Origin of the sequence: Cohnella pontilimi (genome assembly GCF_005049045.1) — a bacterium.
Lineage (GTDB): Bacteria > Bacillota > Bacilli > Paenibacillales > Paenibacillaceae > Cohnella > Cohnella pontilimi.
The window spans coordinates 137,895-152,408 of record NZ_SUPK01000002.1; the positions used below are offsets into that span (position 1 = coordinate 137,895).

Below are 14,514 nucleotides of genomic sequence, written 5' to 3' on the forward strand. Positions count from 1 at the left end.
ACCTCCTTTATGGCGGAAATGCGAGGAAGCAGCGGCGGCGTATGTCCCGCTGCGCTGCTTCACAAAGTCGGCCGCAGATCGCGGGCCAACGTGTCGATTTGCGACAACGCCCGCTCGGCGATCGTTTCGTTTTTCTCTTTCTTGCTTCGTACGCGCCGGTCTAGCGGCGGGAACAGGCCGAAATTGGCGTTCATCGGCTGAAAATGGCGGAAATCCGCTGTCGTAATGTATTGAGCCATACTGCCTAATGCCGTTTCAGGGGGCAGGGCGACCGGCTCGAGCCCTTTAGCCATACGGCCTGCGTTCAGCCCGGCAATCAAGCCCGATGCCGCCGATTCGACATATCCCTCGACACCCGTCATCTGACCGGCGAAGAACAATGTCTCCCGCCGTTTGAACTGATAGGTCGGCAGCATAAGCCTCGGCGAATTGATGAACGTGTTGCGGTGCATCACACCGAAACGGACGAATTCGGCGTTCTCCAGTCCGGGAATGAGCGAAAATACCCGTTTCTGTTCTCCCCACTTCAGGTGAGTCTGAAATCCGACCAGGTTAAACAGCGTACCCGCGGCGTTGTCCTGCCGGAGCTGGACGACGGCGTAAGGCTGTTTGCCCGTCCGCGGATCGGTCAAGCCGACCGGCTTCATCGGCCCGAACAGCACGGTCTGCTTGCCGCGCTTCGCCATGACCTCGATCGGCATGCAGCCCTCGAAATACATGTCCTTCTCGAAATCTTTAACCTCCGCCGTCTCCGCCGTAACGAGCGCTTCGTAAAAGGCGTCGAATTCCTGCTCGTTCATCGGACAATTCAGATAGGCGGCTTCGCCTTTATCGTATCGGGAAGCGAGGAACACCTTCTCCATGTCGATCGATTCTTTCTCGACGATGGGAGCGGCGGCATCAAAAAAGTAAAAATACTCTTCTCCGAGCAGCGCCTTGATTTTATCCGACAACTCCGGAGAGGTGAGGGGTCCGGTCGCAATGACGACAATGCCTTCCGCCGGGATATCGGTCAGTTCTTCGTTCTTTACCGTGATGAGCGGGTGTTCCCGCAGCCTGCTCGTTACTTCGCCGGAGAAGCCTTCACGGTCCACCGCCAGCGCTCCGCCGGCCGGAACGGCATTATGATCCGCCGAGGACAGAATCAGCGAGTTCAGCCGCCGCATTTCTTCTTTGAGAACGCCGACGGCATTGGTAAGGCCATTGGCGCGAAGACTGTTGCTGCATACGAGCTCGGCGAACTTCTCGGTGTGATGTGCGGGCGTACGGCGTACAGGCCGCATTTCATATAACGTAACGGGCACGCCTTGGGAAGCGATTTGCCATGCCGCTTCGCTCCCCGCGAGGCCGGCGCCGACGACCGTTACGGACTGTGCTTCGTTCACGGTTCCGTTTACCTCCTGCTTGCTCATTCCGCCGCTTCTTCCGATTCCGGGGCGTTTTCGTCATGCCCGCAGACGGTGCAATGCCATGTCACATTGCCGCGGCTTCTTTTCTCCACCATCATGCCGCCGCAATCCGGGCACGGTTTGGCCACCGGCTTATCCCATGAGACGTAATCACACTCGGGATACCGGTCGCAGCCGTAGAACAGCCGGCCCTTCTTGCTGCGCCGCTCGACGATGTGGCCTTCATGGCAGTTGGGGCAAGTGACGCCCGTTTCTTTTACGATCGGCTTCGTATTGCGGCAGTTCGGAAATCCGGAACAGGCGAGGAATTTGCCGAACCGGCCCATTTTGTAAACCATTTGACTGCCGCATTTTTCGCATACTTCGTCGGACGGTTCGTCGCGGATTTCGATTTCCTTCATTTCCTCTTCCGCAAACGTCAGCCGCTTCTCGAACGATTCGTAAAATTCGCTGATGATATCGACCCAGTTTTCTTTCCCTTCCTCCACATGGTCCAAATCTTCCTCCATGTGCGCGGTGAATTCCGCGTCGAGGATTTCCGGGAAAAACTCCTCCATTAACTGGATCACGAGCTCTCCGAGTTCGGTGGGCACGAATTTTTTTTCTTCGATTGCCACGTAGTTGCGCCTTTGGATCGTCTCCAAAGTCGGCGCGTATGTGCTCGGACGTCCGATGCCCAACTCCTCGAGCATTCTCACCAGGCGGGCTTCTGTGTATCTCGGAGGCGGCTGCGTGAAATGCTGCTTCGGATCGATCCCGGAAGCCTTCACGGTTTCGCCGGACTGCAGCGGAGGAAGGAGACGGTCTTCATCGGTGGACCCATCGTCGTTTCCTTCCACATAAACCTTCATGAAACCCGGGAATTTCAGCTTAGAGCCGGTCGCACGAAAGGTGACCTGTCCGCTCGCCAAGTCCACCGTCATCGTATCCAGTACGGCGGACGACATCTGACTGGCGACGAACCGTTCCCAAATCAGCTTGTAAAGGCGCAGCTGATCCCGGGATAAATACGACTTGACAGCATCGGGCTCGCGCAGCACCGAAGTCGGCCGGACCGCCTCGTGAGCGTCCTGTGCGTTCGAATTTTTCTTGGTGTAAATACGGGGCGACTCCGGCACATAATCTGCGCCGTACTTCGAGCCGATGTATTCTTTCGCCTCTTCCTGCGCAATCGGAGAAATTCGAGTGGAATCCGTACGCATATAAGTGATAAGACCGACGGTGCCTTCCTTGCCGAGATCGACGCCCTCATAAAGCTGCTGTGCGACCTGCATCGTTTTGGCGGCGCGGAAATTCAGCTTGCGAGCAGCCTCTTGCTGCAGAGAACTGGTGATGAACGGCGGCGAAGGATTGCGCTGACGCTCCTTTTCCTTCACCTCGGTCACTTGAAACGGCTTGCCTTGGATGAGGGCCAGCACTTCGTTTACGTCCGCTTCGCTGCGGAGTTCTTTTTTGTCGCCTTCCAGCGAGTAAAATTTGGCTTCGAAAGCGCTGGTTCCTTTCATCAAATGCGCGGTAATGCTCCAATATTCTTCCGGTACGAACGCTTTAATTTCATTTTCCCGGTCGATGATCAGCTTCACGGCGACGGATTGCACGCGGCCCGCGCTCAGGCCTTTTTTGACCTTTTTCCAAAGCAGCGGACTGATCTTGTAACCGACCAAGCGGTCAAGCACGCGGCGCGCCTGCTGGGCGTTCACCAGATCCATATCGATCGGACGCGGGGTCTTGAAAGCATCTTTGACCGCTTGTTTGGTAATTTCGTTGAACACGACGCGGCATGCATCTTTCTCGTCGACCTCCAGGTAATGCGCCAGGTGCCAGGCGATCGCTTCGCCTTCCCGGTCGGGGTCAGCCGCGAGATATATTTTTTTCACTTTTTTGCTGGCTTCCTTCAATTCCTTCAGGACATTTCCTTTGCCGCGGATCGTGATGTATTTCGGTTGGAAATCGTTCTCGACCTCCACCCCTATTTGACTTTTCGGTAAATCGCGAATGTGGCCCATGGAAGCCTTGACGATAAACTTGCTTCCCAAATATTTGCCGATGGTCTTGGCCTTGGCCGGGGACTCTACAATGACGAGCGAATCCGCCACATTCCTTCCTCCTCTCCTGCGGTCGACGGCTTCCCCGGCCCGCCGTCGCGGTGAGCGCGTGCGGTCGGAGGACGCTATATACAAAACCGGTTGCTGTTGATTCATTTTTATTAGTAAGCATAAACATTCTTGGCAATGAACGCAAACGCGGCGAAATGAGCGCTTTCCGTTCTCATCTTCGCCATCATCGTACAGCAACGCACGCCGCGCGGTCAAATCCGCGATTCGTTTCTACATAGAACTGCAATTAGGCAAAATCGAATTGCAGGGTATTAAATCGCCTGAAATATCGCGCCCGGAAGCTGACGAATCTTCCGTTTGATTTGCAAAGACAAAAGCACCGTATGCAAATCGCCAAAAGCCAGCTCCGTGTCGGCCGCCAGCTCATCGATCGTACGCGGCTCATCCAGCAGTATCTCGTAAAGCGAATGTTCCTCTTCCGTCAGTTCAGCATCCTGAGGCAGCCGGCTCGCATTTCCGAAATCGGATGAGAGGAACGATAGGATCGGCTTCATCACATCCTCCGCATCCAGCGCGACGGTGCCAGTACCTTCCTGCAGCAATTGGAGCCCTCCCTTGCTTCTCGGAGAGGTCACCGGACCGGGCAGAATAAATACCTCGCGATCGGCATCTATTGCCTTTTTGGCGGTGATGAGCGCACCGCTGTTTTCCGGGGCTTCCACGACTAGAACGGCCAGCGACAGACCGGCGATCACCCGGTTGCGGGAAGGGAAAATATGTGGATGAAAGGGAGTGTCGGGCGGCGTCTCGGAAAGCACCAGTCCGTGCTCGGTGAGGTCTCGGTAGAGTTGCCGGTTTTCCGGCGGATAAATTTGGTCCACAGGTGTTCCCAGCACGGCCACTGTGCCTCCATGCCGATGCAGCGCTCCCCGGTGCGCGCAGGTGTCGATTCCGCGTGCCATTCCGCTCACGACTGTAAAACCTCTTTCAGCAAAAATAGCGGAATACTCCTCCGCCACATGCCTGCCGTATGCCGTGGCGAGACGTGTGCCGACCACCGCAATGGATGGACGCGAAGCAAGCTCCAATCGGCCCTTAAAGTAGATGACCCACGGCGGATCCGGGGTTTCCCTGAGCAGTTCGGGATACTCCGGATCGGCGAACGTGACGATCTCTATGCCGCAACGCCGGCGCCTCTCCCGCCTCCTTTCCTGTCTCTCGGGATTCAAGCTGAGCGCAAGTGCGGCTGCCTGTTTCGGCAACAGCCCCAATTCCCGCAAATCTCCCTCCCTCATGCCTTCCCGGATCGGGCGCTCTTTTCGCTGCTCCCACAGCTTCTGTATCGTTTTCCAGCCAAGCCCCTCCGTCTCATGCAGAGCCACCAATGTTTCACGTGAAATTCCGTTGTTTTCCATTGTTGTCACTCCTTTGAATAAAAGTTCGAAACCGCTTGAAGATTTGTACTTTTTCGGTGATCACCGCCAACATTCTCGTTTAAACTCCACCCTTCGCCGAAAAGAGCGGTCCAGCTGTCCCCTGCTGCAAAGCAATAATGTTGCTTTACAGCGAGTTCGATGGCTCGTTAGCCGGCCGTAGAGCAATAAAGTTACTTTACAGCCTGTGCGATGTCTGGTTGGTGGGCTGCAGAGCAATAAAATTGCTTTGCAGCGCGATCCCCCGGGCGGTTGCCAGCTTGCCAAAGCAATAAAGTTGCTTTGCAGCCGGTCGTATCGTTGTCCGCGTGCCGGGGCGCGGGTTCCGTCAGCTAGTGAGCCGTCTAGCGATCGGGCTCATTCCCCTTCTATCCGGCCAAAACAAAAAACCTTCCACTCCCTCTTGTGAGGGGGCGGAAGGCTGCTTGCCCATCCGGGTCCGCGAAGTTCAGGCCCTTACGGGCACGAACCTGCGGTCTATGCCATTACTTTAACATTAGCTTCTGCACTTTTCCAGCATGCCGCGCTCTTCGAGCACGCTGATCAGCGTGGAGCCCATCTCGGACGGTGTCGGAGCGACTTTGATGCCGCACTCTTCGAGTTTGGCAATTTTCTCGGCCGCGGTGCCTTTGCCGCCGGAGATGATCGCGCCCGCGTGACCCATGCGCTTCCCTGGAGGCGCGGTTGCGCCGCCGATGAAGCCGACCACCGGCTTCTTCATGTTCGCCTTGATCCATTCGGCCGCTTCTTCTTCCGCGGTGCCGCCGATTTCGCCGATCATGATGACCGCGTAAGTATCCGGGTCTTCATTAAACAGCTTCAGGATATCGATGAACTCCGAGCCTTTGACCGGGTCGCCGCCGATGCCTACCGCGGACGACTGGCCGATGCCTTCCGAAGTCAATTGATGTACGGCTTCGTAAGTCAGCGTTCCCGAACGGGATACGACGCCTACGTGGCCTTTTTTGTGAATGTAGCCCGGCATGATGCCGATCTTGCACTCTCCCGGCGTGATGACACCCGGGCAGTTCGGTCCGATCAGGCGGGTTTTCTTGCCTTCCATGTAGCGCGTGACCTTGATCATGTCGAGCACCGGAATGCCTTCCGTGATGCAGATCGCCAGATCCAGCTCAGCATCCACTGCTTCCATGATCGCGTCGGCCGCGAACGGCGGAGCCACATAGATGACAGATGCCGTAGCGCCTGTAGCCGCTACCGCTTCTTTCACCGTGTTGAAAATCGGCAGAGAGACGGTCGTTCCGTTCTCCAACGTAATATCAACTTTTTGGCCGCCTTTACCCGGCGTCGTGCCGCCGACCATCTGCGTACCGTAGTCCAATGCACCCTTGGCGTGGAAAAGTCCGGTCGCGCCCGTGATGCCTTGGGTGATCACCTTGGTGTTTTTATCGATCAAAATGCTCATGACTTCACACTCCCCGGTTCGTTCTCCCTAGTCATTTCACGAGCGACACGATTTTTTGCGCGCCGTCGGCCATCGAATCGGCAGCCACGATGTTCAGGCCCGATCCGTTCAAAATTTCTTTGCCCAATTTCACGTTGGTGCCTTCCAGACGCACGACAAGAGGCTTGTCCAGTCCGAGTTCGCGCGCCGCGGCCACAACGCCTTCGGCGATAACGTCGCATTTCATGATGCCGCCGAAAATGTTGACGAAAATGCCTTTCACGTTCGCGTCCGACAAAATGATCTTGAACGCTTCCGTCACTTTCTCTTTCGTCGCGCCGCCGCCTACGTCGAGGAAGTTGGCCGGCTCGCCGCCGTAATATTTGATGATGTCCATCGTCGCCATCGCAAGACCGGCGCCGTTAACCATGCAGCCGATGTTGCCGTCCAACGCGATGTAGGACAGATCGAATTTGGAAGCTTGGATTTCCTTCTCGTCTTCTTCATCCAGGTCGCGAAGCTCCACAATGTCCTTGTGGCGGAACAGCGCGTTGGAGTCGAAGTTGAGCTTGGCGTCAAGCGCCATGACGTTGCCGTCGCCGGTGACGACAAGCGGGTTGATCTCGGCGATCGAGCAGTCTTTTTCTTCGAACGCTTTGTACAGCTTCAACATGAAGTTCGCCGCTTTGTTGACCAGCTCGTTCGGAATGTTGATCGCGTAAGCGAGCCGGCGCGCTTGAAAAGGAAGCAATCCGGTTACCGGGTCGACGACTTCTTTAATGATTTTCTCCGGCGTGCGGGCGGCGACCTCTTCGATCTCCGTTCCGCCTTCTTCCGAAGCCATCATGACGACACGGCCGGTGCCGCGGTCGACGACGACGCCGACATAGTATTCTTTGCGAATGTCGCAGCCTTCTTCGATGAGCAGGCGCTTCACTTCTTTGCCTTCCGGTCCCGTCTGGTGCGTGACCAGCACTTTCCCGAGCAGCTCATCCGCATATTTGCGGACGTCGTCCAAGCTCTTGGCGATTTTCACGCCGCCCGCTTTACCGCGGCCGCCGGCATGAATCTGGGCTTTGACGACCGTTACGGCAGTGCCCAGTTCTTGGGCCGCTGCGACGGCTTCATCGGCGGTGAATGCCACTTTGCCGCGCGGTACGGCGACGCCATACTGCCTCAAGACTTCTTTGCCTTGATATTCATGAATGTTCATGGCTCCTGCATCCTCCCGTTTGCACGCTATTCCCTGTGCGACTGACGGCCGGCACCGCATGCCTGCGCACAGTCGTATGAGGTCGCGTTATGTACAAACCTCATCCATTGTATCACTTTTTGTATCCGTGTTCCTCTTTTTTTCATCGATTTATTAGCTCTGTTTGGCAACGATTTCATCTAACTTTGCGATAGATTGGAATGCCATTAATCAGCATTGCCAACCGGGCTGTAAATCAGCCTCGGTTCGGAGAAATTCTCCTATATTGACAGTATGCCGTCTTCAACTTAGACTGAAGGCAAGCTGCATACGGAAGATAAGGAAGCACCTTTCTCCGCCATCGGAAACGAGGACGAGGAGGGTGTTTTTTTCATGTATGTAAAAATGATCGGAGCGAGCGTGTCGGGCATCGAGGGGCGGATAATCGGGGTGGAAGTGGATATATGCTCGGGTTTGCCGCAGGTGAATATTGTCGGGCTTCCCGATCCGGCGGTACGGGAATCGGTGGAACGGGTACGCGCCGCAGTGCAGAACGGCGGACTCAAATTCCCGCTGGACCGGATTACCGTCAATCTGGCGCCGGCGGATATGCGCAAAGAAGGCAGCGCGTTCGATCTGGCCATCGCGGCCGGCATCTTGTGCGCGAGCGGCCAGCTGGCGGCCGAACGCTTGGAAGGGGCGCTGCTCATTGGCGAGCTGGCGCTCAACGGCGATGTGCGCAGTGTCCCGGGCGTGCTTCCGATGACGGAACAAGCGCGCAAAGCCGGTCTCCGGCGTGTCATTGTGCCGCAAGCGGCCGTGGCGGAAGCTCGTTTGATCGACGGCATCGAAGTGGAAGGCATCGGCTCGATCCGGGAATGGACGAACGGAATTCAAACGGGCCGCTCTTCGGACACAGAACATGCAAGCGTGCCGATACAGTCGCTCCCCAAGGAAAGGCATACGCTGAACGAGGAACCCGATCTGCTGGATGTTGTCGGGCATGCGCACGCCAAACGCGCCCTTACGATCGCCGCTGCCGGCATGCATAACCTGCTGTTCGTCGGGCCGCCGGGCACGGGGAAGACGATGCTCTGCCGACGTCTCCCGGGTCTTCTGCCGCCGCTGGACGACGCGGAAGCGCTGGCGGTGACGAAAATCTTCAGCGTATCCGGCAAACTGAACGATGCACGGGCCGGATTAATCCGGAGCAGGCCGTTCCGTTCGCCCCATCATACGATATCTTCTGCCGGTCTGATCGGCGGCGGCTCGGTGCCCAAGCCGGGAGAAGTGACGCTCGCTCATCACGGCGTGTTGTTTTTGGACGAAATGCCGGAGTTTTCGCGCATCTGCCTGGAATCGCTTCGGCAGCCGCTCGAGGACCATGAAGTGACGATCGGCCGGGCGCGTGGCGTCTGCCGGTTTCCTGCGCGTTTCATGCTGGCGGCCTCGATGAACCCGTGTCCTTGTGGTTTTTATGGAGGCGGCGCCGGGGATCGTCCTTGCACTTGCTCTTCCGCCGCGATTATGCGCTATCGTTCCCGAATGTCCGGACCTCTCGCGGACCGGATCGATCTGCAGGTCGAGCTTCCCCGTCAGTCCGCCCGCCTTACGCCTGGGACAGGTTTGAGTTCCTCCGAGGCCCGGCATTCGGTGAGCGAAGCTTACGCACGGCAAAAAACCCGTTACGCCAAGCACGGGATTTCTTTTAACAGCGAGCTTCACGGCTCTTTGCTGAAAAAATATGCGGCGCTTACCCCGGAAGGAGAAGAACTCATCGGAGAAGTGTACGGGCGGCTGGGGCTGAGTTTCCGGGCGCATGACCGGATTTTGAAAATGTCGCGAACGATCGCGGATTTGGCGGGGAGAGAGAGGATTGCAGCGGAAGATGTCGCCGAAGCCATTCAATATCGCTGTCTCGACAAAGGCTTGGATTCGATCGCCTGAATTAGAATGCGCCGGGAATATGCTTCAATTCCGCGACCGACCCGTCCCGGCCGAACGTGACGGCGACGACGTCGAACCGGAGCGAATATCCGGCCGCTCCCGTCATCTTCAGATAGACCTCCGCCGTTTCCCGCACCTGCCGGCGTTTGCGCGGCGTGACAGCTTCCAGGGCGGTTCCGTAACGCTCCGGAGAGGTTCGCGACCGGACTTCGACGAAGACGAGCACTTCTCCGTCTTTGGCGATCAAATCGATTTCCCCGCTGCGGCAGCGCCAATTCCGAACGACAATATCGCATCCCGCACTGGCCAAATGCCGGGCGGCCGCTTCTTCCGCCGCCGCTCCGACCGCCTTCCGGCCGGACAATGACGGTGATGTGCGTTTTGAGGAAACACGGTCCCGGTTTTCCATCGTTCCGACCTCCTTATGACCGGTTCGGCCGCCGGGATGCGCTGGAGCCGGCCCGACGATCGGTCCGATAGACAAAACTCAGCACTTCCGCGACCAGTTGATACAGCTCCGGAGGAATTTGCTGCTCAAGATCCAGCTTCGAGAGCACTTCCACCAGCGAGGAGTCTTCCTGCACAGGAACGCCGTGCTCCTTGGCCTGCCGCAAAATTTGCTCCGCCATTACGCCTTGACCTTTCGCCTTGACCACGGGCGCGCTGTTGGTCTCCGGATCGTACTTGAGAGCGACAGCTTTCTTGGGCAGCGTCCGGCCGGAGCGCCGTTTCGGATCAGCTGTCATACGCGGTAGTCCACTCCTTTGTACTTTTTGGCCGAATAAGGAGCGGACTTCGCGTGTGCGGGCGTCCCCTCCGCCGGCTGCTTATTCGTAGGCAAAGCCGCAGCGGTGACGGATAGCAGCTGAAAGCCGGCCGACTGAAGACCGGAGGTCAATTCTTCCTTCGCTCGCTCCAGCAATTCCGCCATGCCGGGAAAATCGCTCATCAGTTTCAACGAAACAATGCGATCCGTGACTTGAACGTCAACCACCGTATCGCCCAGATTCCGCATACGGAGATCGAACAGAAGCCTGCAGTTGTCCGAATCCCACTCGCCGCGGCGGCCGCGTCTTGTTTGAACATGAATCGCCGCCGTGGTCTCCCCGTCCTGTCCTTTCATCGGTACGAACAAGGTCATGAGGCTGTATGGCGCATTCGGCTGCCGATCGGAGAGGAGCAGCTGCTGTCCGGTGATTTGGCTCACCAACGATTGTGCGGCCTCCCGCAGCGAAAGCGGCGTATCTTCCAATGCGGCAAGGGACAGCAGCGCGCTCTTGAGCGAATCTGCCGCTTGACTGGCGGATTTCGGACGAGCATCATCGGCCGCTGGCTCCATACTCGGCATGCCAAGCTCTGAGGGCATCCGGGCGTCGGACGCCAGACGGACCAAACCATGCTCGTGGCTGACTCCGAGCCACTGGAGGAAGCGGCCGATCCAGGCCGCATCGCTTTTCGGCGCCGCCGCGTGTGAAGGGGCGGCCGTTTCGCGGCCGCCCGGGGCCGTTTGACGTCCGACAGCCGAAGGCTCCTGCTCTTCGCCTTGATTCAACTGCCCTTGCACCGATTGCGCCGCCTGCGGAGCGGTCTTGGCATCCATCGCCGTTTTGCGAGGTTCTTCCCGGCCGGAAGGCATGCCGGCATCGTCGATTTGTTCGGTTAAAGCCGAAGCGGATGCGGGGACCGCTGCGTTCGGTCCAAGAACAGACGAAAAGGCCTGCTTGCCTTCCGTCAATCGGGGTACATCAATCGGACGCGTTGCCTGCTTCTGTATGGCCGCGCCGGCCGGCTTGCCGGCGGAATCCGGCTCCGTCGCTCCGACAGCGAATCGCTCTTCGCCGTGCGCCAACAGACTCTCTCCCTGCGCGAGCAAAGCTTGCAGCCGGCTTGCCGCGGCTTCGGCGCCGGCAGATTTCCCGGTTCCGCCGTTCTGCCAAGCTTTCAACGCGCCGGCCAGATCCGTCATCTGTTCGTGCAAAGGCGGGCCGAAGAGCGCTTGCCGCAAGGAGGCCAGCGTCTCTTGCGTGGCGCTTAACCCTCTTCGAAACGCGACATCCGCAGCGGACATCCAGCTCTGCAAATCCGCGCTTGCAGGCTTGAGACGCGCGGCCGTCTGGAAGTAATCCGCTGTTTCTTTGCCGATCGGATATCCGTCCCGCTTCAGCGCGCGCGCCAGCTCCAGCGACCATTTTTGATCCGGAAGGCCGAACGATTTCAACACTTCCTTCAGGCCTTCATCTGCAGAGAGGTCGCCCGTATCAGCCAACGGTTTAAGCGAGATCGTCGTCGCGTTCGAACCGGGTTGAACCTGGAGCAGCGTAACGGCGCCGACGGGAAGGTCCGCCTCGAGCTTGGCCCGAACCTGAACACCGCCTATGTTCATCAGCGCCTCATGGTTATCGAGCATCTCCAGCAACACGCCGCGGACAATTTGGCCGACGCGCAGCTCCAACGTTTTGGCTGCATCGAGCTGTACTTCGCCCATGAGCGCTCTAAGCATCGGTCCGATGTTCATGCTCATCCCGCACCCTCCTACCTCCGCCATTTCATCAGGGACGATCTTTCTTCCTTTATGTATCGGAAAGATTGTTTCCTCAAGTAAATCCGCTAGAACAATTCCTGCTGCACCGCGAAGAAATTGCCCAAAAAGCTTTGGCGGTGCATCGGCGTCGGGCCGAGCCGCGTTAACGCTTCTCGGTGCTCCTTGGTGGCGTAACCTTTGTGGCTGGCAAGCCCGTAACCGGGATAAAGCGCGTCCCACACTTCGGCACATAACCGGTCTCTCGTGACCTTGGCGACGACTGAAGCCGCTCCGATCGATTGACTGAGCGCATCTCCCTTGATGATGCCGGTTTGCGGGACATCGAGGTCCACCGTTTCCGCGTCCACCAGCAAATGATCGGGCATCAGTCCGAGGCCGAGCACAGCCTGTTTCATGGCAAGCCGCGAAGCTTGCCGGATATTGATCCGGTCGATGACCCCGGCGTCTATCCTGGACACCGACCAAGCCACCGCTTCCCGGGTAATTTCTTCGTATAGTTCGTTTCGCTTCTTCTCGCTCAACTGCTTCGAATCGTTGATCCCCTCGAGCACCCATCCGCGAGGCAGGATGACAGCCGCAGCGACCACGTCGCCGAATAGGCAGCCTCGTCCCACTTCGTCTATACCCGCCACGGCGGTTAGTCCTTGCGCCCAAAGCGCGGCTTCAAATTGCAGCAAATCCACGGGTTGTTCCACGCCGGTATCGCCCCTTCTGCATTTCAGTTCTCGTCCAACTGTGTTATGTACTCATTGTCCTTGATTCCAGTTCGCGTGCCAAGCCCCTTTCCGTCAATTTTTGTTTCCTGTTGACAATTTTCAACGCCTCTCTGACGCTTAGCGGTGATAACTCCGTGTTCGTTACATATCGAACGACCGCTTCCGGATCCGTTTTCGAATATTCCCTCAGCGCCCAGCCGATTGCTTTTCGGATGAAAAACTCCTTGGAGCCCCGGCACACCTCGATGAGATCAAACAGCAGCCGGTTGTCTGTCCTTTCTTTATAGCCGAGTTGGAACAACAAGGCGGTTCGCTGCAGCCACATGTTGTCGGAGCGAATCCATTTCTTCGTATAAATCGGGATGAGGCCCGGATACCGCAAAAATAATCCGCCCACCAAATGAGAGGCTAACGCATCCACCGTGTCCCACCAGGACTTGGTGACGATGAGTTCCTCCAGCAGCACAATGTCGCGCGCCTCCGACTGTTTGGCTGTTCTCTGCAGAAGCTCGACCGCGATATACTGAAATTCTCTCTCCGGAAGAGCCCACAGTTCGCGAACGACCTGCGCCAGCTCTTCCGTTGGCGGCAAACCTTGTTGTTTCCAAAATTGACGGGTCAGTTCGACCCGCTTCGGAGATTTCAAGCCTAAAAACGGAAAATGATTCTTCATGTAAGCCGCCATCGGAACCGCCTGCTCTTCATCGCCGTGTGCTTGAAGAAATTCCGCCAACTCTTGTACAACACTCATCTGAGCCCCTCCATACGAAAAAAAGAGGCTTATGCAGCCTCCTCCTTGAATTGTATTTTCGCTATTCCTGCGCTTCCTAGTTATCCGGCATTTCCAATGTGATTCTCCCGAGCTTTCCGGACCGCAGGTCGCGCAACAGAACGCCGGCCGCTTTCTCGTAGTCGACGTGTCCTCCGCCGGCCAGACAACCTCTGCGCCGCCCGATCGCTTCCAGCACTTCGGCAGCCGATTGCGTATCCGGCAATTCCTCCGGCAGATCGGTCAGCCCGTACCGCTCCTTCAGCACATTTCCATACTCCGGAGCCATCACCTGTAAAATAAAGCAAGCCACGTCGTCGATATGGAGCACTTCTTCCTTGATGGCGCCTGTGGCGGCCAGCCGGTAACCGGCCTCCGGGTCTTCGAACTTCGGCCACAAAATGCCGGGCGTATCGAGCAATTCCAGCTCGGAACCGGTACGGATCCATTGCTGGCCTTTCGTAACGCCGGGCCGGTCGCCCGTCGCCGCCACATTCCGTCCCGCGAGACGATTGATCAGCGTGGACTTGCCGACGTTCGGGATGCCGACGATGAGCGCGCGCAGCGGCCTCGGCTTCATGCCTTTGGCCAATTGGCGTTCGATCTTGGCACGCAGCAGCTCGCGGGCTTTCCCGGGAATGTCTTTGACGCCCGTACCGGAGCTGGCGTCGATCGCCAGCGCCTCGTGGCCAAGCGCCCGAAAATGCGCACTCCATACCGCCGTTCGCTCCGGGTCCGCAAGATCCGCTTTATTCAGCAGCACGAGGCGCGGCTTGCTTCCCACGATTTCATCGATCATCGGGTTGCGGCTCGATTGCGGAACACGCGCATCGATCAGCTCCAGCACGACGTCGATCAGCTTCAGCTTGTCTTCGATTTGCCGTTTGGCCCGGGTCATATGCCCGGGAAACCATTGTATGGTCATAGCAAGTCCTCTCTTAATCGGGGGCTCCCCCTAACTCTCACCCCAAAAAGTGACGAAAACCTCCGAAGTATATTCCGATTACTTTTTGGGGACCCCATCGACGAAGTGTGTGACTACTTTGG

Annotated in this window: 12 protein-coding genes; 1 reads left to right on the plus strand and 11 read right to left on the minus strand. The window is 57.5% G+C overall.

The features are described from left to right. Nucleotides 1-59 precede the first annotated feature (59 nt). The 5 genes from trmFO to sucC all read right to left on the minus strand — a co-directional run bounded on the left by trmFO (nt 60) and on the right by sucC (nt 7,514). Complete coding sequence (gene trmFO / locus E5161_RS04690; RefSeq protein ID WP_136776564.1) at nt 60-1,412, minus strand: FADH(2)-oxidizing methylenetetrahydrofolate--tRNA-(uracil(54)-C(5))-methyltransferase TrmFO; 1,353 nt, start codon at nt 1,410-1,412, stop codon at nt 60-62. Next, a complete protein-coding gene (gene topA, locus E5161_RS04695) occupies nt 1,409-3,505 on the minus strand; it encodes a type I DNA topoisomerase (RefSeq protein ID WP_136776565.1) in 2,097 nt (698 codons plus the stop codon). The genes trmFO and topA overlap by 4 nt, the downstream gene beginning before the upstream one ends. Before the next feature lie 272 nt (nt 3,506-3,777). Further along, on the minus strand, nt 3,778-4,881 hold the full coding sequence (gene dprA, locus E5161_RS04700; protein WP_136776566.1) for a DNA-processing protein DprA: 1,104 nt from the start codon (nt 4,879-4,881) through the stop codon (nt 3,778-3,780). 514 nt (nt 4,882-5,395) lie between these two features. Continuing rightward, nucleotides 5,396-6,322 carry a succinate--CoA ligase subunit alpha gene (gene sucD, locus E5161_RS04705; RefSeq protein ID WP_136776567.1) on the minus strand — a complete coding sequence of 309 codons (927 nt, stop codon included), beginning with the start codon at nt 6,320-6,322 and terminating at the stop codon, nt 5,396-5,398. 31 nt (nt 6,323-6,353) lie between these two features. Next, complete coding sequence (sucC, locus tag E5161_RS04710) at nt 6,354-7,514, minus strand: ADP-forming succinate--CoA ligase subunit beta (RefSeq protein WP_136776568.1); 1,161 nt, start codon at nt 7,512-7,514, stop codon at nt 6,354-6,356. 372 nt (nt 7,515-7,886) lie between these two features. On the opposite strand from sucC, the gene E5161_RS04715 reads away from it, so the two are divergent. Beyond that, complete coding sequence (locus tag E5161_RS04715; protein ID WP_136776569.1) at nt 7,887-9,440, plus strand: YifB family Mg chelatase-like AAA ATPase; 1,554 nt, start codon at nt 7,887-7,889, stop codon at nt 9,438-9,440. A 1-nt stretch (nt 9,441) separates the two neighbouring features. Here the strand turns inward: E5161_RS04715 and E5161_RS04720 are convergent, their stop codons facing one another. From E5161_RS04720 to ylqF, 6 genes are all read right to left on the minus strand, one after another. Then, nucleotides 9,442-9,849, minus strand: a complete 408-nt coding sequence (locus E5161_RS04720; protein WP_136776570.1) for a YraN family protein — start codon at nt 9,847-9,849, stop codon at nt 9,442-9,444. A gap of 13 nt (nt 9,850-9,862) precedes the next feature. Continuing rightward, on the minus strand, nt 9,863-10,186 hold the full coding sequence (locus E5161_RS04725) for an EscU/YscU/HrcU family type III secretion system export apparatus switch protein (RefSeq protein WP_136776571.1): 324 nt from the start codon (nt 10,184-10,186) through the stop codon (nt 9,863-9,865). Next, complete coding sequence (locus E5161_RS04730) at nt 10,183-11,961, minus strand: hypothetical protein (RefSeq protein ID WP_136776572.1); 1,779 nt, start codon at nt 11,959-11,961, stop codon at nt 10,183-10,185. The genes E5161_RS04725 and E5161_RS04730 overlap by 4 nt, the downstream gene beginning before the upstream one ends. An 86-nt stretch (nt 11,962-12,047) precedes the next feature. Next, nucleotides 12,048-12,677, minus strand: a complete 630-nt coding sequence (locus tag E5161_RS04735) for a ribonuclease HII (RefSeq protein WP_246042100.1) — start codon at nt 12,675-12,677, stop codon at nt 12,048-12,050. A 43-nt stretch (nt 12,678-12,720) separates the two neighbouring features. Next, the gene (locus E5161_RS04740; protein ID WP_136776573.1) at nt 12,721-13,449 is read right to left on the minus strand and encodes a DNA alkylation repair protein; all 729 of its coding nucleotides are present in this window, start codon (nt 13,447-13,449) and stop codon (nt 12,721-12,723) included. Nucleotides 13,450-13,525: 76 nt separating this feature from the next. Further along, nucleotides 13,526-14,392: a ribosome biogenesis GTPase YlqF gene (gene ylqF, locus E5161_RS04745; RefSeq protein WP_136776574.1), complete on the minus strand. Its 867-nt coding sequence runs from the start codon at nt 14,390-14,392 to the stop codon at nt 13,526-13,528. Nucleotides 14,393-14,514: the final 122 nt, after the last annotated feature.

Coding starts and splice junctions, on each gene's coding strand:
- trmFO (WP_136776564.1), bottom strand. CDS start 1,412: ATGAGCAAGCAGGAGGTAAACGGAACCGTGAACGAAGCACAGTCCGTA.
- dprA (WP_136776566.1), bottom strand. CDS start 4,881: ATGGAAAACAACGGAATTTCACGTGAAACATTGGTGGCTCTGCATGAG.
- sucD (WP_136776567.1), bottom strand. CDS start 6,322: ATGAGCATTTTGATCGATAAAAACACCAAGGTGATCACCCAAGGCATC.
- sucC (WP_136776568.1), bottom strand. CDS start 7,514: ATGAACATTCATGAATATCAAGGCAAAGAAGTCTTGAGGCAGTATGGC.
- E5161_RS04715 (WP_136776569.1), top strand. CDS start 7,887: ATGTATGTAAAAATGATCGGAGCGAGCGTGTCGGGCATCGAGGGGCGG.
- E5161_RS04720 (WP_136776570.1), bottom strand. CDS start 9,849: ATGGAAAACCGGGACCGTGTTTCCTCAAAACGCACATCACCGTCATTG.
- E5161_RS04725 (WP_136776571.1), bottom strand. CDS start 10,186: ATGACAGCTGATCCGAAACGGCGCTCCGGCCGGACGCTGCCCAAGAAA.
- E5161_RS04730 (WP_136776572.1), bottom strand. CDS start 11,961: ATGAGCATGAACATCGGACCGATGCTTAGAGCGCTCATGGGCGAAGTA.
- E5161_RS04740 (WP_136776573.1), bottom strand. CDS start 13,449: ATGAGTGTTGTACAAGAGTTGGCGGAATTTCTTCAAGCACACGGCGAT.
- ylqF (WP_136776574.1), bottom strand. CDS start 14,392: ATGACCATACAATGGTTTCCCGGGCATATGACCCGGGCCAAACGGCAA.